Origin of the sequence: Ruegeria aquimaris, from assembly GCF_025751555.1 — a bacterium.
GTDB classification, from domain to species: Bacteria; Pseudomonadota; Alphaproteobacteria; order Rhodobacterales; family Rhodobacteraceae; genus Ruegeria_B; species Ruegeria_B aquimaris.
This window is the reverse complement of sequence record NZ_JAOWLB010000007.1, coordinates 12155-31075: the sequence shown is the minus strand read 5'-3', so window position 1 is coordinate 31075 and position 18921 is coordinate 12155. Positions and strand designations below refer to the sequence as shown.

At 62.4% G+C, this 18921-nt stretch carries 15 protein-coding genes; 5 read left to right on the top strand and 10 right to left on the bottom strand.

The annotated features are described in order from the left end of the window. Nucleotides 1-15: 15 nt before the first annotated feature. Entirely contained in the window at nt 16-1062 is a 1047-nt protein-coding gene (locus OE747_RS11625; RefSeq protein ID WP_263828768.1) for a tyrosine-type recombinase/integrase, read from the bottom strand. Between the two features lie 408 nt (nt 1063-1470). Between OE747_RS11625 and OE747_RS11620 the strand changes: the two genes are divergently transcribed. The 5 genes from OE747_RS11620 to OE747_RS11600 all read left to right on the top strand — a co-directional run bounded on the left by OE747_RS11620 (nt 1471) and on the right by OE747_RS11600 (nt 8125). Continuing rightward, nucleotides 1471-2421: a TAXI family TRAP transporter solute-binding subunit gene (locus tag OE747_RS11620; RefSeq protein ID WP_263828767.1), complete on the top strand. Its 951-nt coding sequence runs from the start codon at nt 1471-1473 to the stop codon at nt 2419-2421. 66 nt (nt 2422-2487) lie between these two features. Further along, nucleotides 2488-4581: a TRAP transporter permease gene (locus OE747_RS11615; protein ID WP_263828766.1), complete on the top strand. Its 2094-nt coding sequence runs from the start codon at nt 2488-2490 to the stop codon at nt 4579-4581. Next, complete coding sequence (locus tag OE747_RS11610; RefSeq protein WP_263828765.1) at nt 4578-4940, top strand: DUF1850 domain-containing protein; 363 nt, start codon at nt 4578-4580, stop codon at nt 4938-4940. Before OE747_RS11615 ends, OE747_RS11610 begins: the two co-directional genes overlap by 4 nt. A gap of 111 nt (nt 4941-5051) precedes the next feature. After that, on the top strand, nt 5052-6818 hold the full coding sequence (locus OE747_RS11605; RefSeq protein ID WP_263828764.1) for a sensor histidine kinase: 1767 nt from the start codon (nt 5052-5054) through the stop codon (nt 6816-6818). Further along, complete coding sequence (locus tag OE747_RS11600; protein WP_263828763.1) at nt 6815-8125, top strand: sigma-54-dependent transcriptional regulator; 1311 nt, start codon at nt 6815-6817, stop codon at nt 8123-8125. Before OE747_RS11605 ends, OE747_RS11600 begins: the two co-directional genes overlap by 4 nt. Before the next feature lie 16 nt (nt 8126-8141). On the opposite strand, the gene OE747_RS11595 is transcribed toward OE747_RS11600, so the two are convergent. From OE747_RS11595 to OE747_RS24670, 9 genes are all read right to left on the bottom strand, one after another. After that, nucleotides 8142-9881: a Mur ligase family protein gene (locus OE747_RS11595; protein WP_263828762.1), complete on the bottom strand. Its 1740-nt coding sequence runs from the start codon at nt 9879-9881 to the stop codon at nt 8142-8144. A gap of 14 nt (nt 9882-9895) precedes the next feature. Further along, nucleotides 9896-12697: a cyanophycin synthetase gene (cphA, locus tag OE747_RS11590; protein ID WP_263828761.1), complete on the bottom strand. Its 2802-nt coding sequence runs from the start codon at nt 12695-12697 to the stop codon at nt 9896-9898. Between the two features lie 11 nt (nt 12698-12708). Then, nucleotides 12709-13608 (bottom strand): cyanophycinase, encoded by a 900-nt coding sequence (locus OE747_RS11585; protein WP_263390030.1) that lies wholly within the window; start codon nt 13606-13608, stop codon nt 12709-12711. Nucleotides 13609-13784: 176 nt separating this feature from the next. Then, complete coding sequence (locus OE747_RS11580; protein ID WP_263828760.1) at nt 13785-15173, bottom strand: glutamine synthetase family protein; 1389 nt, start codon at nt 15171-15173, stop codon at nt 13785-13787. A gap of 11 nt (nt 15174-15184) precedes the next feature. Continuing rightward, a complete protein-coding gene (locus OE747_RS11575; protein ID WP_263828759.1) occupies nt 15185-16558 on the bottom strand; it encodes an aspartate aminotransferase family protein in 1374 nt (457 codons plus the stop codon). Nucleotides 16559-16635: 77 nt separating this feature from the next. Then, a complete protein-coding gene (locus tag OE747_RS11570; RefSeq protein WP_404818313.1) occupies nt 16636-16953 on the bottom strand; it encodes an SRPBCC domain-containing protein in 318 nt (105 codons plus the stop codon). Nucleotides 16954-17352: 399 nt separating this feature from the next. After that, nucleotides 17353-18474, bottom strand: a complete 1122-nt coding sequence (locus OE747_RS11565; protein ID WP_263828757.1) for a Fic family protein — start codon at nt 18472-18474, stop codon at nt 17353-17355. A gap of 121 nt (nt 18475-18595) precedes the next feature. Beyond that, nucleotides 18596-18802 carry a hypothetical protein gene (locus tag OE747_RS11560; RefSeq protein WP_263828756.1) on the bottom strand — a complete coding sequence of 69 codons (207 nt, stop codon included), beginning with the start codon at nt 18800-18802 and terminating at the stop codon, nt 18596-18598. Nucleotides 18803-18804: 2 nt separating this feature from the next. Next, complete coding sequence (locus OE747_RS24670) at nt 18805-18900, bottom strand: MHYT domain-containing protein (RefSeq protein ID WP_404818312.1); 96 nt, start codon at nt 18898-18900, stop codon at nt 18805-18807. Nucleotides 18901-18921 lie beyond the last annotated feature (21 nt).

The following is an 18921-nucleotide window of genomic DNA, read 5'->3' as shown; positions in this document are numbered from 1 at the left end:
ACGGGTAAGACCGCTTTACCCCAGCAGATCGGTTGCGGGGTTTTCGACAATCTCCACATCATCGTAATAGCGCTGCGCCTGTGCCACCGAGCGATGCAGGCTAAGCCGCATCGCCGCCTGGATCGGCGCGCCGTCCAGTGCTGCCTGGGTCAGAAAACCCGAGCGCAAACCGTGAGCGCTGGCAAAGTCCTGAGGCAGTCCGGCAAGGCGCAAGCGATGCTTGACGATCTGATAGATCGCATCCGGGGTCAGGCGACGTTTCAGAAGGCGGTCGGATTTCGACACGGGGCGAAAGAGAGGTCCGTCTTCAATTCGTGAAACTTCGATCCAATGGACAATCGCCTGTGCCGCGCGCCCCTTGAGCACAAGCCGGGGCGTAGCACCGCGCGCGGTTGTCTTTGTCTGAACCAGCGAAACCCAGACGACGCCGTCCTTGGCGAAATCCTTAAGCGAGATATCCTCTGCCATCAGCGTAGCGATCTCGGACCGGCGCCTGCCGCCGCTGGCCCAGCCCAGCATCAGGATGGCCCGGTCCCGGCAGTCGCGCATCGACCCGTGGCAGGTATCCAGCATTTGTTCAAGGATCGGACGGGTGATCGGGTTGCGGGATTTTGGTTTGGTCGGTCGTGCCGCCGCCCGGCGCGCCTTGGCGCGGGCCTGCTTCAGCAAGGGGGCGTCAAACGGGCTGTCGAGGTTCTTCATCCGGTGGAATGCTTGCCAGGATGCGACGCGGCGGTTGAGGGTCGACGGGGCCGGGCAGGACAGAGATCGGCGCAAACCTTGCGCGATCATGACATCGGCGACCGCGCGCGCGTCGTCAGTCGCGTCGGATAGGTCGCGTGAGTGGTCGAGCACGAAGCGAAGCGCGCATTCATCGCGTTCCGGCCAGGCCAGAGGTTCGTTGAACCGGAGGCGTTTCCACGCAGTCAGATAGGCCAGATCACGTTCGTATGCCCGCAGCGTGTTCTCAGGAGTGCCCCGAGCGTAGAGATCGTTGAGCGCATCAAGGTCAACCTTGGAAAGGGCAGGGGGGCTGAACGGGTGGGTTTGCACGGGTTTCATGCGTGGAACAGTGGCATGGATTGGCGAAGATTCATATAGACATGATAAGTGATAGTTATCAAGTATAATTATCCGAATGATAGTTTGTCCTTGTGGTGCGCATTATGACCTAATAATGCGTATAAAATGTTACCACTGCTTTCGATAGAACGGGTTTTGACACACAGGATCATTCACATTTCGGATGAAACCAGGATCGAAACCCGTAGGTCTGATCATCCGTCAAAACGCTGTGCGCCAGGGATGAACTTTGGTTCGCCGGGGCAAGATTCTGCCTCGCTTCAGGCAGATCCTTGCCCGTGAGTTTCACGCCAAACAGAGAATTCCCTGCGGGTTCCGCTCTGCAAACCCTAAGAGATGGCGCTGCGATATCAGCCATGACGCGCAGACATCCATTGGGAGGAACAAATGAAGACACTTGGTGTAAAACTGGCCGCACTGGTTACGGCGGCGACGCTGATGGTCCCCGCAGCGACCCGGGCCGAAGAATTCATCAACATCCTTACGGGCGGAACGTCCGGTGTTTATTATCCGCTGGGTGTTGGCCTGTCCAAGATCTATGCCGACAACATCCCCGGCGCCCGGACCCAGGTTCAGTCGACCAAGGCCTCGGTCGAGAACCTGAACCTGTTGCAGCAAGGCAAGGGCGAGCTGGCGCTGGCGCTTGGCGACTCGGTCAAGCTGGCCTGGGAAGGCGATGCGGACGCCGGGTTCAAGGAACCCCTGTCCAAGCTGCGCGGCATCGCGGCGGTCTATCCGAACTACATCCAGATCGTGGCGTCCAAGGAAAGTGGCATTGCCTCTCTGGACGGGTTGAAGGGCAAGAGCCTGTCGGTGGGCGCCGCAAAATCGGGCACCGAATTGAACGCGCGCAAGATCTTTGAAGCGGCGGGCATGAGCTATGACGATCTGGGAAAGACCGAATATCTGCCGTTTGCGGAGTCCGTCGAGCTGATCAAGAACCGGCAGCTGGACGCCACGCTGCAATCCGCAGGTCTGGGTGTGGCCTCGATCAAGGATCTGTCGACCTCGATCGACATCCAGTTGGTTTCGGTGCCGGAGGCGGTGATCAGCGCGCTTGGCGCGCCCTATATCGCCGCGACCATTCCGGCAGGCACCTATCAGGGGCAGGATGTGGATGTGCCGACTGTCGCGGTGGTGAACTTCCTCGTCACGCATGAGGACGTGTCCGAGGAAACCGCCTATCAAATGACCAAACTGCTGTTCGAGAACCTGGGCGAGCTGGAAGCGGCGCACAAGGCCGCAGCGCAGATCAAGCTGGAAAATGCGCTGACCGGCATGCCGATCCCGCTGCATCCGGGGGCCGAGCGTTTCTACAAGGAAGCGGGCCTGATGTAAGACCTCTGTCCCGGGTGGCCTTGTGCCATCCGGGTCTTTTGGCTTTCCGGGGAGGGGAAAACCACTATGACACAGCCACATCACGACATGCCCAAGGACGCGCCCGATCTGGGGCTGCATGATCCACTGGCCGAAAGCTTTCCAGCGACGGCCGAGGGGCGGGCGCTGTTCTGGATCGCGGTCGTCTTTTCGGTGTTTCAGATTGCGACTGCGGCGCACCTGCTGGATTTTTCAAGCCAGATCGTCCGGGCATTCCATGTCGGGTTCCTGACGCTTCTGGGATTTCCGTTACTGGCGGCGTTGAAGAAAAAGACACTGTCGTTTCGGGCTGTCGCCTGGGCATTGGCACTGACCGGTGTCTTGGTAGCGCTGTATCAATGGTGGGAGTACACGCCCTTGATCCTGCGGGCGGGCGATCCGCTGCCGCGCGATATCGTGTTGGGTGTTGCGGCGCTGATCACCGTATTCGCAGCGGCCTGGCTTCTGATGGGGCCTGCGCTGCCGATCATCGCGGGGGGATTTCTGGCCTATTGTTTTTGGGGTGAATATTTGCCTTCGCCCCTCAATCACAGGGGTTATGATTTCGCCCAGGTGATCGACCACATGGCCTATGGTACCGAAGGGATCTACGGCATCCCGACCTATGTTTCCTCGTCCTATATCTTTCTGTTCATCCTGTTCGGGTCCTTCCTGGAACGCGCGGGCATGATCAAGCTTTTCACCGATGTCTCGCTGGGCCTGGTGGGGCACAAACAGGGCGGCGCGGCCAAGGTGGCGGTGGTGTCCTCGGGACTGATGGGCACGATTTCGGGCTCGGGTGTGGCGAACGTTGTCACCACCGGCCAGTTCACCATTCCGCTGATGAAAAGCTTTGGCTATCGGTCGGCCTTTGCGGGCGGTGTCGAGTCCACCGCCTCGATGGGCGGTCAGTTGATGCCGCCGGTCATGGGCGCGGTTGCCTTCATCATGGCCGAGACGCTGGGTGTAGAATATGTCGAGGTGGTCAAGGCTGCGCTGATCCCGGCGATCCTCTATTTCGCCTCGGCCTTCTGGATGGTGCATCTGGAAGCCGGGCGGCACGGGCTGAAGGGCATGGCCAAGGCTGACCTGCCCTCGCCGATCAAGGCGCTGAAAGAGAACTGGTATCTGATCCTGCCATTGGGCGTGCTGGTCTACCTGTTGTTCTCGGGGTTTACGCCTCTGTTCGCGGGAACCATCGGGCTTGCCATGACAGTGATGCTGATCCTTGGCGGGTCGATTGCACTGGGACTGCCGGGAGGTGTGATCCGCATCCTGTTCTGGATCGGGCTGGGCGCCATTGCCGCCGCGTTCTTTGAGTTCGGTATCCTGCCAGTGGCCGTGGCCATCGTCGCGCTGATCGGGTGGAACGCCGTGTCAAAGGGCGGGCGCGAGACACTGGCGCTGTGCCGTGACAGCCTGGCCGAGGGCGCCAAGACCGCGCTGCCGGTGGGGATCGCCTGTGCCTTGGTGGGGATCATCATCGGCACGATGACCCTGACCGGGGCGGCCAATACCTTTGGCCAGTTCATCGTGCATGTGGGCGACAAGAGCCTGATCCTGTCGCTGATCCTGACGATGATCACCTGCATCGTGCTGGGCATGGGCATCCCGACGATCCCCAACTATATCATCACCTCGTCGATTGCCGGACCGGCGCTGCTGGCCCTTGGGGTTCCATTGATAGTCAGCCACATGTTCGTGTTCTATTTTGGCATCCTTGCCGATCTGACGCCGCCCGTGGCCCTGGCCTGTTTTGCGGCGGCACCGATTGCCAAGGAAAACGGGCTGAAGATCGCGCTGGAGGCGATCAAGGTGGCGGCTGCCGGTTTTGTCATCCCCTTCATGGCCGTCTATACCCCGACCTTGATGTTGCAGGACGGCGGCCCGCTGGCCGAGGCGCTGGGGTTCTGGCCTGCCGTGGCCTATATCGTCGCCAAGACCACCCTTGCCATCGGGTTGTGGGGGGCGGCCGTTATCGGCTGGCTGGGCCGTCCACTGTCCTGGCCGCTGCGCCTTCTGGCCGCCGCCGCCGCCGTTACGCTCATTGCTGCGCTACCACTCACGGACGAAGCGGGTTTTGCCATGGCCGCACTCTTTGCGGGCCTGGTGTGGCGTGCCCGCGTCGCAGGCACGGCATGAGCACCGCCTGCCTCCTGGTCGGCACGGCTGTGCTGGCTCTTGCATCGCAAGGCTTTGACCTGAGCTGGAATCATTCGGTGGAAAAGACCGTGTGGCGCGAGCATTGGGTGATCGAGGGAGGCAGGCTCAGATTGACCGAGGCCGCGGTCAAGGGGTCGGGGGCCGGGATGGACCCCGGCCCTGATGCCGTGCTGGAAAACGGCTGGTGGATCTGGGTCCCGATCTTGCCGCCGGTGCCTCGGCTGAACCTTGCGGCGTCCGGAGCGACCGGGGGTGGATGGACAATCTGTGACGGTTCCGACTGTTACGAGATCGGCCAGTCACCGGGCCTTGCGATCGAGATATCTCCTTGCGGTTGACCGTGGTGCCGGATCGTGACCTTGTCCGCGCAATCCGCTACGCTGCGCAGGAAGGTGGCCTTGCGGGCGAAAGGGTCGGGCATGCAATTGGCGGCAAGGGATAGGCGGAGGATGACACGTCGCGTCTTCGCCCTGATCGGAGCCATCGCCGTTCTGGCGGCTGTCAGTGCGTTTACGGTCGCCTACCGGGCCGGGCTCGCCGCGATGGATGCCGAGCTAGGACAATCCTTGATTCTGACCCGGCGGGCCATAGAGACGGAAATCGAACGATTCAGGGCATTGCCGGATGTTGCGGGCGAGGATGTCCGGATCGGTCGCGCGCTGCGGAGCCCGGGTTCCGAGACTGCGGTTCAAGCGGCGAACCGTTATCTTGAGACGATCAGCCAGCGTGCAGGCGCTACCGATCTCTACCTGCTGGATGCGGCCGGTACTGCGATCGCCGCTTCGAACTGGGCAACCGACAAGAGTTTCGTGGGCAACAACTACGCCTTTCGTCCGTACTTTTCCGACGCGATGGCCAATGACCGGGGCCGGTTCTATGCCATCGGCGTGACAACCGGAAAGCCGGGATACTTCCTGGCGACTCGGGTCGGGAGCGGAGAGACGCTTGGGGTGATGGTGGTCAAGATCGATCTCAAGCCGATGGAAGCGACTTGGCAGAGCGCGGGTGTCGCAACCGCCATCGCGGACCGCGACGGGATCGTATTTCTTTCCGGGGTGCCGGACTGGCTTTACCGACCGTTGTCTGTATTGTCCGAAGATGCGTTGGACCGGCTGAGGCGGCTGCGCACTTATGATGGTGTTGATATCACAGGTGCGGCAAGACTGCTGTCAGATCCGCCATCGGCGGATATCATGCTTTTGCCCGGGGTAGGTGGCGCGGCGCTGCGTGGCACGTCGACCACGATCGAGGCGGATGGCTGGCAGCTGATCTCGGCGAAGCCCTTGGCGCCAGTCATTGTATCTGCGCTGCTCTGGGCGTTTGGTGCGGCATTGGTTGCGACTGCGGCAACAGGGCTTGCCATGATCGTCAACCAGCGGCGCCAGCTGATCCAGTTGCGCTTGCGCCAGGGTGTGCTGCTGGAGGCGCGGGTGGCGGAGCGCACGCGGGAACTGGCGCAGGAGGTCGAAGCCCGGCGCAAGACCGAAGCCGATCTGCGCGCAACACAGGAATCCCTTGTCCATACCGAGAAGATGGCCGCTCTGGGGCGGATGTCGGCAGCCATCGTGCATGAGATGAGTCAGCCGCTGGCGGCATTGGAAGCGACGCTTGCGGCTGCGGAAATGTCCGGCGATGCGGACAAGACAAGGACCCGTATCGGCAGGGCGCGAAACCTGATCCTGCGGATGCAGCGCACCACCAAACATCTCAAGAGTTTCAGCAAGAAGGAGCAGAACCTGCGCACGCTGACCGACCTGAACAAGGTTGCCGAAAACGCGCTGGACCTGGTCGAGCCGCGCTCGAAAGCGACGGCGATTAAGCCGGTGTTTGTGCCGTCGTCTGATGCCGTTCTGGCAATGGCCGGTCCGGTTCGCCTGGAGCAGGTTTGCCTGAACCTCCTGCTTAATGCGCTGGATGCCGTCGAAGGCCGCCAAGGGGCGTGTGTCAGTGTTGAAACCGGGAATGACGGTGTTCAGGTCTGGCTCGCCGTGTCGGACAACGGGCCGGGGATCGCGCCCGATGATCTTGGCCGGGTGACCGAACCGTTTTATTCGACCAAGATCGGGGGCGAGGGTCTGGGCTTGGGCCTGTCGATCAGTCAGGCCATTGTTACAGAATTTGGCGGGCGGCTTGAAATCGTCTCGCAACCCGGCGAGGGCACCAGGGTTACGGTCCTGTTGCCCGCCGCCGCCGCCTTGGGGGAGGCGGCCGAATGACGGAACTTGCGTTTGTTGTCGATGATGACGAGGATCACCGTCTCGCCGCCGCCGATCTGATCGAGGCGGCGGGGTACAGGGTGATGTCCTTTGCCGGTGCGGCAGATGCGATTGCGGCGCTTGCCGAGGCTGATCCGGCGATTGTGATAACCGACCTCAGGATGCCCGGCATGGACGGGCTCGACCTGGTTTCTGCGCTCAAGGAGAGCGGGGGTGACCATCCGGTGATCGTCATCACCGGGCATGGCGACGTGCCGCAGGCCGTGCGCGCGATCCGCCTAGGGGCCGAGGATTTCCTTGAAAAACCATACAACGCCGATCATTTTCTGCTGGTGATCGGGCGTGTGATTGCCGCCCGGGCAACGCGCGCAGAACTGCGCCGTCTAAAGTCGCGCATCGCGAACGAAGAGATTGTCGGAGACAGCCCCGCCATCGCCAATCTTCGTGCAAAGGTCTCGGCGCTTGGCCCGCTGGACGTCAACGTTGTGGTCACCGGAGAGACGGGTACCGGCAAGGAATTGATTGCCCGCAGCCTGCATGCAGGCGGGCCGCGCGGCAAACACGGGTTTGTGGCGCTGAATTGTGCCGCCCTGCCGGAAAGCCTGTTCGAGATCGAGATCTTCGGTTGCGTCGGCGGCGCGTTTCCCGGCGCGGCGGTGGACAAGCCCGGCAAGTTGGAACTGGCCAGCGGCGGTACACTGTTGCTGGATGAGGTGGACATGATGCCGCCTGCCTTGCAGGCCAAGATGCTTCGGGTTCTCGAAGAGAACGCGGTCGAGCGCCTGGGCGAGAACCGGCTGCGCCCGCTCGATCTGCGGGTGATCGCGACGTCCAAGGTGAATCTCAAGTCGACGACCTTTGCAGGCGGGTTCCGGGCCGACCTTTACTATCGGCTTGCCGGTGCCGAGATCGAGACGCTGCCTTTGCGGGATGTCCCCGGCGACATTCCGTTGTTGTTTGCCGCTTTCGCATCCGAGGCGGCGCGCCGTCACAGCAGGGCTTTGCCCGAGATCACCATTGGTTTGCGGGCGCGTCTCATGCGGCGCTCGTGGCCCGGGAACGCCCGCGAATTGCGGGCGGTGGCCGAACGTTTCGTTCTTGGCCTGGGGATTGGCGACGCCGCAGAAGGTGGTGCCGAGGTGAAGCTTGCCGAAACCCTGCCCGAACGTGTCGCCGCCTTTGAGGCGCGCGAGATTCACGCGGCATTGGCACAATGCCGGGGCCATACGGATCGCGCGGCGGACCTGTTGGGCCTGCCGCGCCGGACATTGAACGACAAGATCAAGCGGCTTGGGATCAAGCTGTGACCTCTAGGGCCGGGTCCTAGCGGTCCTCCAGTAGGGCAAACACCCGGTCGCGTTCCGACAGGACCAGCAACAAAGCCAGGTCGCCGGGGTTGACTTGATCCAGGATCATCCGGGCGGCTTCGGTCGGCGAATCCGCGCGTTGGATCTGGGTCTTGGCCAAACCCGCACCGGTGGCTGCCTGTTCGATCAGCGCCGGTATCTCTCCCAGTTGACGGCCTCGCAGATAGTCGGGCAACTCGGCGGCGACGACGATGTCGGGCTGAAAGCCAAGCGCGGTGGTGGTCACATCGCGGATGTCCTGATCCGACCGGTCGCCTGCGTGGCTCAGCATGATGAAGCGGCGTTTGGCGGGGAGGTTGGCCAAAGCCTCGCAAACGGCGGCGATGGAATGCGGGTTATGGGCGAAATCCACAAACACCCGCGCGCCGTTATGGGTGAACTCGTTGCACCGACCGGGGTTGTCGGTGGGATCGGGGCGGAAATTGCGCAGACCCTGTCGAATGGCGGTCACGGGTATGTCCATGGCCCGCGCAAGACAAAGCGCGGCCAGCGCGTTCAGCACGTTGTAGCGGGCCGCCCCGTTCATGGTGATTGGGACGTCAGCCACCGGCAGGATGTCCTGTTCTGCGGTGCCGTCGAAGAGCACCAGCGTTTCGCCGCGCAAATAGGCACAGGGCTGTCCGGCCGCCTTTGCGGCGTGGATTTCAGCGTGCTCGGGGTCGAGCGAGAACCACCAGATGTTCGCCTCGGTGCGTACCGCCTCGGCCCGGACATAGGCGTCGTCGGCGTTGAGGGCCAGAACTCCACCCGGGGCCAGTGCCCGGTGCACGGCGAACTTCGCCTGCGCCAGTTCCGGCACCGTGTTGACGCCATATTGGCCCAGGTGATCGTTGGCGACATTTGTGACCACGGCAGCGCGCGCGGCACGGGTCGGCAGGCCACGCCGCAGGATGCCGCCCCGCGCCACTTCGAGACAGGCAATCTCCAGCCTTGGATCGCGCAGCAGCATGCGGGCGCCACCCGGGCCCGAGTAGTCGCCCCGGTCGAGGATCTCGTCGCCCACCCGGACAAACTCGGTCGAGGTGAGACCGGCGGTCTTGCCCGAGGCACGGGCTATCGCTTCGAGCAGACGGGTCGTGGTCGTCTTGCCATTGGTGCCGGTGACAAAGGCAATGGGGATGTCGTGCAGCGCCGCCCAATCGACCTGATCAGGGGCGGGCAGGGCATCGACAGGCCAGGTCCGGCTGCCGGTGCCGTGACCGATGGAAACGGCTTCGTCGTCGCACAGGAAATCGATCCCATGTTCTTCGGCCGCTCGGATCAGCGCGATCAGAGCCGGGTTCGTCTCGGTCTCCATGACTCCGCTCAGGTCGGAAATCATCCGGTCGAAATCGCCCGGTCGCTCTCCCAGCAATTCGGCGGCACAGAAATGCCAGGCGGTTTGAGCGGCGAAGATCGCCGAATAGAGCTGGTCCATGGGCGCCGAGAGGGCGAGGTTGGCACCCCCGGTGAATACCCGCGTAATCGCCGCCTCGTCCTGCCAGCCGAGCGCGTCGAGCACCCGGCGCGCGTGATGCATCCACAGGCTGGTCACCCGTTCGGGGTCCAGCCTGTCAAAGAACACATCCATCACCGCGCCGGGCCGGTTCCACAACAGTCCCGGACCGGTCAGGCGGCGGGCATCCTCGACCCGGATCAGATCCGAGGTCGCGCTGACAATCGTCAGCGCCGTTTCAAGCTGCTCGATCCGGTCCATGCCGGCCCCTCCGCTCAGTCGGCGTTTTCGCTGATGTCGCGGGCGAGGCGAACGCCGCGTTCGTCCCGGATCAGGGTCTGGTCGGTGTCGAACATGTCCTCGAACGAGGCCACAGGCTGTCGGGTGGCAGAGGATCCCTTCGGTTTCGGCTGATCGCCCGGCGCGTTGAAATAGATGATCTGTTTCCAACAGCGGGTGGTGTCGTCGCCAAATATGACCAGCAGATCACCGGGCGCGGCCATGCCTAGACCGGCATTGACGGCCTCGACCTCGTCGGGGATGACGGTGATTGCCGTATCATCCACCCCGTTCTGCATCAGCGCCTGTCGCAGCATCTGCGGGATCTCGTCATGGCCACGGCCACGGCGTCGATCATCCGCCTTGCAGATGAAATGGTCGAAATGTCCTGCCAGCGCGGCGGCGGCATCGACCACGTCCTGATCGCGACGATCACCCGGCATCGACACAACACACAGCCTGCGGCCCTTGATCTCCATCCGGTCCGCAAGCTCGGCCATGGCACCAAGGGCGGCGGGGTTGTGCCCATAATCCAGGATGACTTTGAACGGATGCTCATCATAGACGTTCATCCGGCCCGGCGCCTGGAAATAGCTGGTGTCAAAGGTGCGCAACCCATGCCGTATATTGTCCAGATCGACCCCGAAGCTATAGGCCATGGCGGCCGCGAACATGGCGTTCTGCACGTTGAACAACGCCTTGCCCTCCAGCGTGGCGGGGATCAGGTGCGACCACAGAACAGGGATATGCAGCCCGTTGTCATAGATCGTCAGCATGTCGCCGTTCATGCCCTTTTCCAGCACGATGGCCTTGCCTCCCGCCTTGATATGCTCTTTCACCAGGCTGTGGTTGGGGCTGGTGGTGACGTAAAAGATCGTGTCCGCATCGGCGTAATCGGCCATTTTCAGGCAATTGATGTCGTCGGCGTTCAGCACGGCTGTGTCGGTCGCGCTTTCGACCACCACGCGTTTCACGACGGCCAGTTCCTCGACCGTGTCGATGCCGCCAAGGCCAAGGTGATCGGCCGAAACGTTGAGACAGGCGGCCACGTTCGAGCGCTGGTATCCCAGCCCCGAGCGGACCAGCCCACCGCGCGCGGTCTCCATCACGGCAAAATCCACCGCCGGGTCACGCAGCACGATCTGCGCCGATTTCGGCCCGGTCATGTCGCCCTTGACGCTGAGCTTGCCATCGACATAGACGCCGTCGGTCGAGGTCATGCCGACAATCTTGCCGCTGGTCTTCATGATATGAGCCAGCATGCGCGATGTCGTCGTCTTGCCGTTGGTGCCGGTGATTGCGGCGATCGGGATGCGGGTCTGCTGCCCGGCGGGGAACAGCATGTCGATCACCCGGCCCGCCACATCGCGCGGCTGGCCTTCGGACGGGGCGACATGCATGCGGAAACCGGGGGCTGCGTTGACCTCGACAATGGCGCCGCCGATATCCTTGTAGGATTTGGTGATGTCGTCGATCAGGAAATCGACGCCGCCGACATCGAGGCCGACCGCCATGATGGCGCGTTCGGCCATGTCGCGGTTGTCGGGATGCACCACGTCGGTCAGGTCGATGGCGGTGCCGCCGGTCGAGAGGTTCGCGGTCGAGCGCAGGTAGAATATCTCGCCTGCGGGCAGCACGGTCGCTTCGGTCACGCCCGCATTGGCCATCAGTCGATTGGCCTGGGTGTCGAGTTCCAGCTTGGTCAGGACCTTTTCATGCCCGATGCCCCGGCGTGGATCCTGGTTCACGATATCGACCAGTTCGGCGATGGTATGGGTCCCGTCGCCGACCACATGGCCGGGCACGCGCTTGGCCACCGCGACCAGCTTGTTGTTGACCACCAGCATGCGGTGATCGAACCCTGTGATAAAGCTTTCAACCAGGATGGCGCGACTCTTGGAATGTTCCTTTGCCTCGGCAAAGCCTGCCTCGACTTCCGCGGGCGTGTTGAGGTTGATCGAGACGCCACGCCCGTGATTTGCGTTCAGTGGCTTGATCACCACCGGATAGCCGATGCGCTCGGCGGCGCGTATCGCCTCGCGTTCGGAATAGACCATACGCTGTTGCGGCACCGGCAGGCCGAGGTCGTTCAGCAGGTTGTGGGTGTCTTCCTTGTCGCACGAGATCTCGACCGCGATATGCTTGGTTTCCGAGGTGATCGTGGCCTGGATGCGTTTCTGGAACTTGCCATGGCCGAACTGCACCAGCGAGCCTTCGTTCAGGCGGATCCAGGGGATGTCGCGCGCCTGCGCGGCCTTGACCAGCGATCCGGTCGAGGGGCCGAACTCCTTGCGCTGCGCCCGCAGTACAAAGCTGCGCAACTCGTCATTCCAGTCGAATTCGGGGTCGAACTCAAAGTCGACCTGATCCTTGAGCGCCTGCGGCAGCAGATGCATGAGCAGGCGGATCGCAAGCTTGCCGGCCTCTAGCCCGACATCGCGCTGACGGTATTCGTAGACCATGTTGTATTGGCCGGGCTCTCCGGTGCCCCGGGTCCGCCCAAAGGTCACGTCAGAACCGGCGACATTCTGCACCTCGATGGCGCAATGTTCCAGAACGTGTCCCAGCCAGGTGCCTTCGTCCTCGCGCAGGCGGCGGATGAAGCCGCCGGGTTCGCGGTACGAACAGCCATGTTCGGCAAGGCCGGGCAGGGCCGCGATCAGATCGTCGATGAATTCGGGTCCGATCCGGGCCGAGGGCCATTCTTCGAGCAGTCCCAAGTCGATGACATGTCGTATGACCGGAAAACTGGCCCAGACGTTCGGGCCGACAAAGACATTGGTCGAGACTACTTTCATATGGCTCCCCGTTATTGTTGTTGAGTCTTCCCCCCCGTGGCGCCGCTGTTGCCGGATCGGTCGGGCAGGGTGCAGAACGCCAGATGCTCGTCAGGTGGAAACGCCTGCCGCGCAGTCAGATCATAACGGCACCCTTCACCCAGAACGTCAAGCCGCAGACCGAGCAAGCTGAGCGCCTGGCCCCGCCGCGCCTCCCACATCGAGGAATGGGTCAGGTGGCTGGCGTCTACAACGGTGACCGTTCCGCTGCCCACCACCTCGAACACGTTGTCGGGCCCGATGAAGGCGGCGGTATCCTCGTCAATCCCCAACCCGATCAGAAACGGGTTGAAAGATGAGGCAGTTAGCAACCGGCCCAGGCGATTGCGCTGGGTGAAATGCTGGTCGATGATCACCGCGTTTGTCAGGCCCATTCCGGGTGCCAGGGTAATGTTTCCCTCGGCCGGGCCTGCGTTGGAACTGCCGCCCGCCACCATGTGTTCGGACATGATCGAGGCACCGGCGGACGTTCCCGCAACGGGCACTCCGGCGGCGTTGCGGCGGCGAATCTTTTGCGCGACCAGCGTGCCGCCCAGAATCGCCGACAGGCGCAGCTGGTTGCCGCCGGTCATGAATATGCCGGTGGCCCGGTCCAGCATTCCTGCGAAATCAGGGTTGTCACAATCAGCCCGGCGCGAGATCGGCAGAAACTCGACCCGGCCCGCACCGAGCTCCGAGAAGATGCGGTTGTAATCCGGGCCGGTCTCTTCGAGCATCGAGGCGGTCGGGATCACCACGATATCGGCATCCGCGCCGCCCGACAGTTCGACAAACCGGCGATGGATCTGCATTTCCTTGACGCGGTCTTCGCCGCCACCGATCGGTATGATGAACCCGCGCGGGGTGCTTTCGTCAACAGGTGCGGGGCACATCTGATCCTACTTTCCGTTGCGGGCGCAGGTGTTTGTGCCGGGGTGCGCCGCCGATCTTGTCCCGGAACCGCATGCCGGTTCCGGACACTCCGGCCGCCTGTGACATGCCATTCCCCCCGACGTTCTGACATGACGCAGGTCCGGACGAAGGTCAAGTTATGGCTGACGCTGCAGGTTCAGACCGTGTGCAGGTAGAGATCGAAGTCGAGCTTGGACACCGTGCGGCTGACGCGCGCGTATTCTGCGGCTTTGACGGCCACAAAGGTCCGGTGCATGTCCTCGCCAAGCGCGTCCTTCAGGAAGGTTGAGTCCCGGGCAGCGTCGATGGCGGTACGCCAGTCACGCGGCATGTGATCGTCTTCGCCTTCGTCATAGCCGTTGCCGATGGTCTCGGGGCCTGGATCAATCCGGTTCTTCAATCCGTGCCGGATGGCGGCAAGCACGGTGGTCGCGATCAGATAGGGGTTGGCATCGACGCCCGAAGGGCGGTGTTCGATCCGGCGCGCGCGAATGTCACCCGCTGGAATACGCAGCGCCACCGAGCGGTTGTTGACACCCCAGTTGGTTGAAATCGGCGCATAGCTCTGGTTGGCAAAGCGCCGCCAGGAATTGGCATGCGGCGCAAAGACCAGCATCGATTCCGCCATCGTGTCACGCATTCCGCCAAGCGCATGCAGGATGGTGTCAGACCACTGACCCTCGCTCTTTTCAGCGAAGACATTGCGCCCTTCGCCGTCTTGTAGCGAAACATGGAAATGCATTCCCGACCCGGCATATTCCTCGACCGGTTTCGCCATGAAACAGGCGGTCACCCCATGGGCGCGGGCCTGGGCGCGCACGATCCGCTTGAGCCGGATCAGGTCATCGGCGGCCTGTAGCACGTCCTCGCGGTAATGCAGCGTCAACTCGTACTGGCCCGGCGCGTATTCCGAAATCAGGGTCTCGGCCTTGATCCCGGCCAGCTCGGCGGCCTTGTAAACGTCCGAGAACAGCGGCAGCATTCCGTGCAGATGGTCGACCGAATAGACCTCGGTCTTGTGCGAACGGCGGCCATCCAGCACGTCGCGGGCGGGCTGCGCCTTGTCGTCGGCATCCAGTTCGTTGGCCAGCAGAAAGAACTCCAGCTCGAACGCGCCTGCGGGTTTCAGCCCTTCGGCGGCGAGCAGATCGATCTGGCGGGTCAGCGCGTGGCGCGGATCGCTGGTCATTGGTGTGCCGTCCAGTTCATAAAGCGACATGAACACCTCGGCCCGGGGCGGGGTGGTGTTGTGCAACCGCTTGAGCGTCCCGGGAATGGGCCAGGCGCGCAGGTCTCCGTCGCCCTGATCCCAGATCAGACCGGTTTCGTGCACATCCTCGCCGCAGATGTCGAGACCCAGGATCGAGATCGGCATGTGGCGACCGGATTTGTAGAGCGAGGCCAACTCGTGTCGGCGGATGATCTTGCCGCGCCCGATACCGTTCGAATCGTGCAACAGAATGTCGACGGCCTCGATATCCGGGTTGGCTTCGAGAAAGGCTTCGGCCTCGGCCAGGGTTGCGCCCGAGGGGCAAGGGGTGGTCATGGTCGTCGTCCTCAGGTCAGAAGTTCGGTCAGGATATCGTCGAAGGCGGCAATTAGCCGGTCGATCTGTTCGTTCGAGGTGGCCGGGCTGACAAGCATCATGTTGTGGAAAGGTGCGATCAGACAGCCCCGGTTCAAAAGAGCGGTATGGAGCGCCGCCTCAAGCTCCGGTTTGTGGGCGGTCGCGGCCTCGGTGCCGTTTTTCAGCGGGCCCGGGGCGCAGATGAACTCCACCCGCGCGCCGACACGCACAACGTGCCAGGGTACGCCATGGCGGGCGATACTCTCGGACAGCCCGGTGGCGAGGCGCTCGGCTCCGGCCTCCATATGGGCATAGTTGCCGGCGGTCATGACCTGCGACAGGTTGGCGGCGAGACAGGCAAACTGCATCGGATTTGCGGACAGGGTGGTGCCCATGCCGGAATGGCCCCCCGGACGCGCATCGTCATAGATGCGCCAGGCCTCGGCCACGGCGGGGCGCAGACCCCAGACCGCGGTGGGCATGCCGCCCGCAACACATTTGCCGACGACAAAGACGTCAGGGTCGAGCCCGTAGACGCCGGTGTATCCGCCCAGACCCGATGACAGCGTATGCGTCTCGTCAATCATCAAGAGCGCGCCATACTGCGTGGCCAGCGCACGCAGGCCGTCCAGAAAGCCGGGTTCGGGCAACACCATGCAGCTGTTTGTCATAACCGGTTCGGTGAGGATGGCAGCGACATCCCCGGCCCGCAGTGCGGTTTCGACCGAGTTCAGGTCATTGAATTCGCAGGCGACCGCCAGCGTGGCAAGGTCGGTGACTTGTCCGGCCAGACCCGGGCGGGTCCGGGTCTGGCCCAGATGCAGTTCCACCATCGAGTCGTCGACAGCACCGTGATAGCAGCCGTGGAACACGATCACCTTGGCTTTGCCCGTTACCGCGCGGGCGACCCGCAGGGCAAAGCGGTTGGCGTCGGATGCGGTGGTGGCGATCTGCCAGCGGAAATCGCCAAACTTTTCGCTCAGCAGCGATGCGGCCTCCAGTGCGGCCTCGGTCGGCAGCATGTAGGTCAGGCCGATGTCGGCCTGGGTCCGGATCGCCCGCGCCACCGGCTCGGGTGAATGGCCGAACATCGACCCGGTATCGCCCAGACAGAAATCGTTGATCACATGCCCGTCGATATCGGTCAGCCGGGCGCCGCGCGCTTCGGCCACCAGCATGGGAAATGGCATCGGCCAGTCGCGCATCCAGTGCATTGGGACCCCGTCCAGGAACTGGTCTGCGCCAGCGTCCAATGCAGCGCGCGTCCTGGGCCGAGCAGACGCAAAGCGTTCCGCCTCGCGGCGGGCGAGGGTGTCGAAGCGGTCGCGGCGGATACCGGCGATGGTGGCTTGGGACTCTACCATGGGGGACTCCGAATGGATTCCCATGGTAGATGCCGCTTTTTGATCAAATTGGCAACGGGCTTGTTTTGGCCCGGGTGTCAGGCGTCGATGTTATCGACAACCTTGGCGAATTTCTGAAAGAAGCAGGCGGCCGGTTTCTTTGCCGTGCCCTGGATCAACCGGCTGCCCAGTTGCGCCAGCTTTCCGGTGATTTCGGCCTTGGCTGATAGGTCAGGACGGTTTTCCATCTGTTTCGACGAGGGTAGCATACGCGCCGCCCTTGGCATGGCAAGGGCCGCCGCCGCTGCCTTGCCGGTCAGCAACAATGGATCCGGTGCGCCTGAGGTTTCGAGATTCACGGCCCCGCCGAACCTTGCCTTGACCGGGCCGATCTTGAGCACGACCTTGGCTTCCAATTCGGTTTCCGGATTTTTGATCAACTCCTTACAGCGAGCCATCAAGGAGGGGTTCATCGAATCCTTTGGCGAACTCCATCAACTTTATGGTTTCCCGTTCCACTGGGCCCCATCGAGCCGGATTTCCGGGCGTGTCACTTAGTTGTTTACTCCCGGCATCTTGTGGATCGGATTTAGGATGGTGAACCGCTCCGGTAAATCCGGGGCGGTTCAGAGAGCTGCCGGGTAACAGGGCGTGGCGCTGCCGCGCCGAACTTGTCTCATAAGGTTTCCTTTCGTTCCACGGAAAGGATCTCACCGTCAAACCGCGGGATCAGACAGCTAGATCCGTGCACTCGGCAAAATCCCAGACAGTCGGCCCAACGAGATAAGGATTTCGTTTTGTCACACGCACGTCTGTCATTGCGACCGCCCCCGCTCATTCAGGTTCAACCAGTACCTTGTATGGCGTCTTTCACCGGTTCGGCTGAGCGCACCTTTTTCGACCAGGTCCTGAAGATCGCGGGTTGCGGTTGCGCGTGAGGTTCCGGTGATCTTGATGTAGTTGTCGGCGCTGAGGCCGCCTTTGAAACCGCCAGGGCCTTCCCGAAACATTCGAGCGATGGCCTTGGCCTGGCGTTCGTTCAAGTGGTCTCTGTGACGATCGTAGAAGTGTGCCTTGCTGATGAAGAAGCCGACACGGTCGAGTGTGACCTGTTGGGCCTTCAAGACAGTTTCCGCGAACCAGACGAGCCAATCGGTCACCTGAAGCGTTTTTTGATGCTGCTCGAGTTGGTCGTAGTAAGCCTTGCGCTCCTTCTCGATGGTGCAGGCGAGCGAGATGAGGGTCGGCTGGCCAATGTTCTGCGCCAGCGACTTTTCAGCGAGGGCGCGGCCCAAGCGGCCGTTGCCGTCTTCGAATGGGTGGATACTCTCGAAATAGAGGTGGCTTAGCCCTGCGCGCGTCAGCGCTGGAAGCGGCTCTGCTCCCCCCGGCCCGGTCTTGTTGAACCAATCCGCGTATCGCTCCATCTCGGGCATGACCCGCTCCGAGGGCGGCGCTTCGAAATGGATCGTGGGCCGGTCAAGGCGGCCGGAAACGATTTGCATCGCTTCGGCGTGGTGTCGGTAGGCCCCGATGGTTTCCAACCGGCGGTCATGGGACAGGAGCATCCGATGCCAGCGGTACAGTGTCTCATGGATCAGCGGCTCTGCAAAACTGGAATAGACGTCGACCATCATTTCCGCGACGCCCTGTTCGCGCGGTTTGGCAGGGTAGCTGTCCGGATCGAGGCCCAGATGGCGGCGCAGCGAAGATTGCACACTGAGCCGATCGAGGATTTCACCCTCGATGGCGCTCGTCTGCATCGCTTCCTCGCTGAGCAGTTCGATGCGGAGTTGCTCGCGTTCCGGCTGGCTGACATGATGGACCGCGCCGAGGATTTCTCCGGACGACAGCAGGAACGTCTGCTCAAACGGCTCCAGAGCAGAGGCGTCATACCGGAAACCCGGCCAATCGGGCAGCGTCCAATTCCAGGGCATGAGTTATAGACATCCTTTCTATAACTCATATTTAGATCATTTCTGAGGCATAGAAGTCAACTCTATCGCTCAGAGTGTCTGCTTGGCGGGTAACCTGCCTTGGCCGAAAAGGGTGCGGCGGCTAGTCGCCTTCGAGATTCAACGGGTTTCGGCGCTCTTGCGCGGATGTCTGCACATCAAGGGACTCCCGCACCTTCTCGCGCTTCATGGGTTCATAGCGAACCCCTTTCACGGCACCATCGAACCAGGCGGGTTGAAGGTCCTCTTTGTCCCACTCGTAGAGGAACCCGACCAGATCGCGGGTTGCATTGGAGAGGATCGCATTCATTGTCAGCCGACCAGTTTGTGGCCTCGTACTTCGTAGGGGCCCAGCATGGCCACGAAATGCATCGACCAGATGCCACCGCCCCAGGCGATTGCGGCCATTGCGGATCGGCGGACCTGATC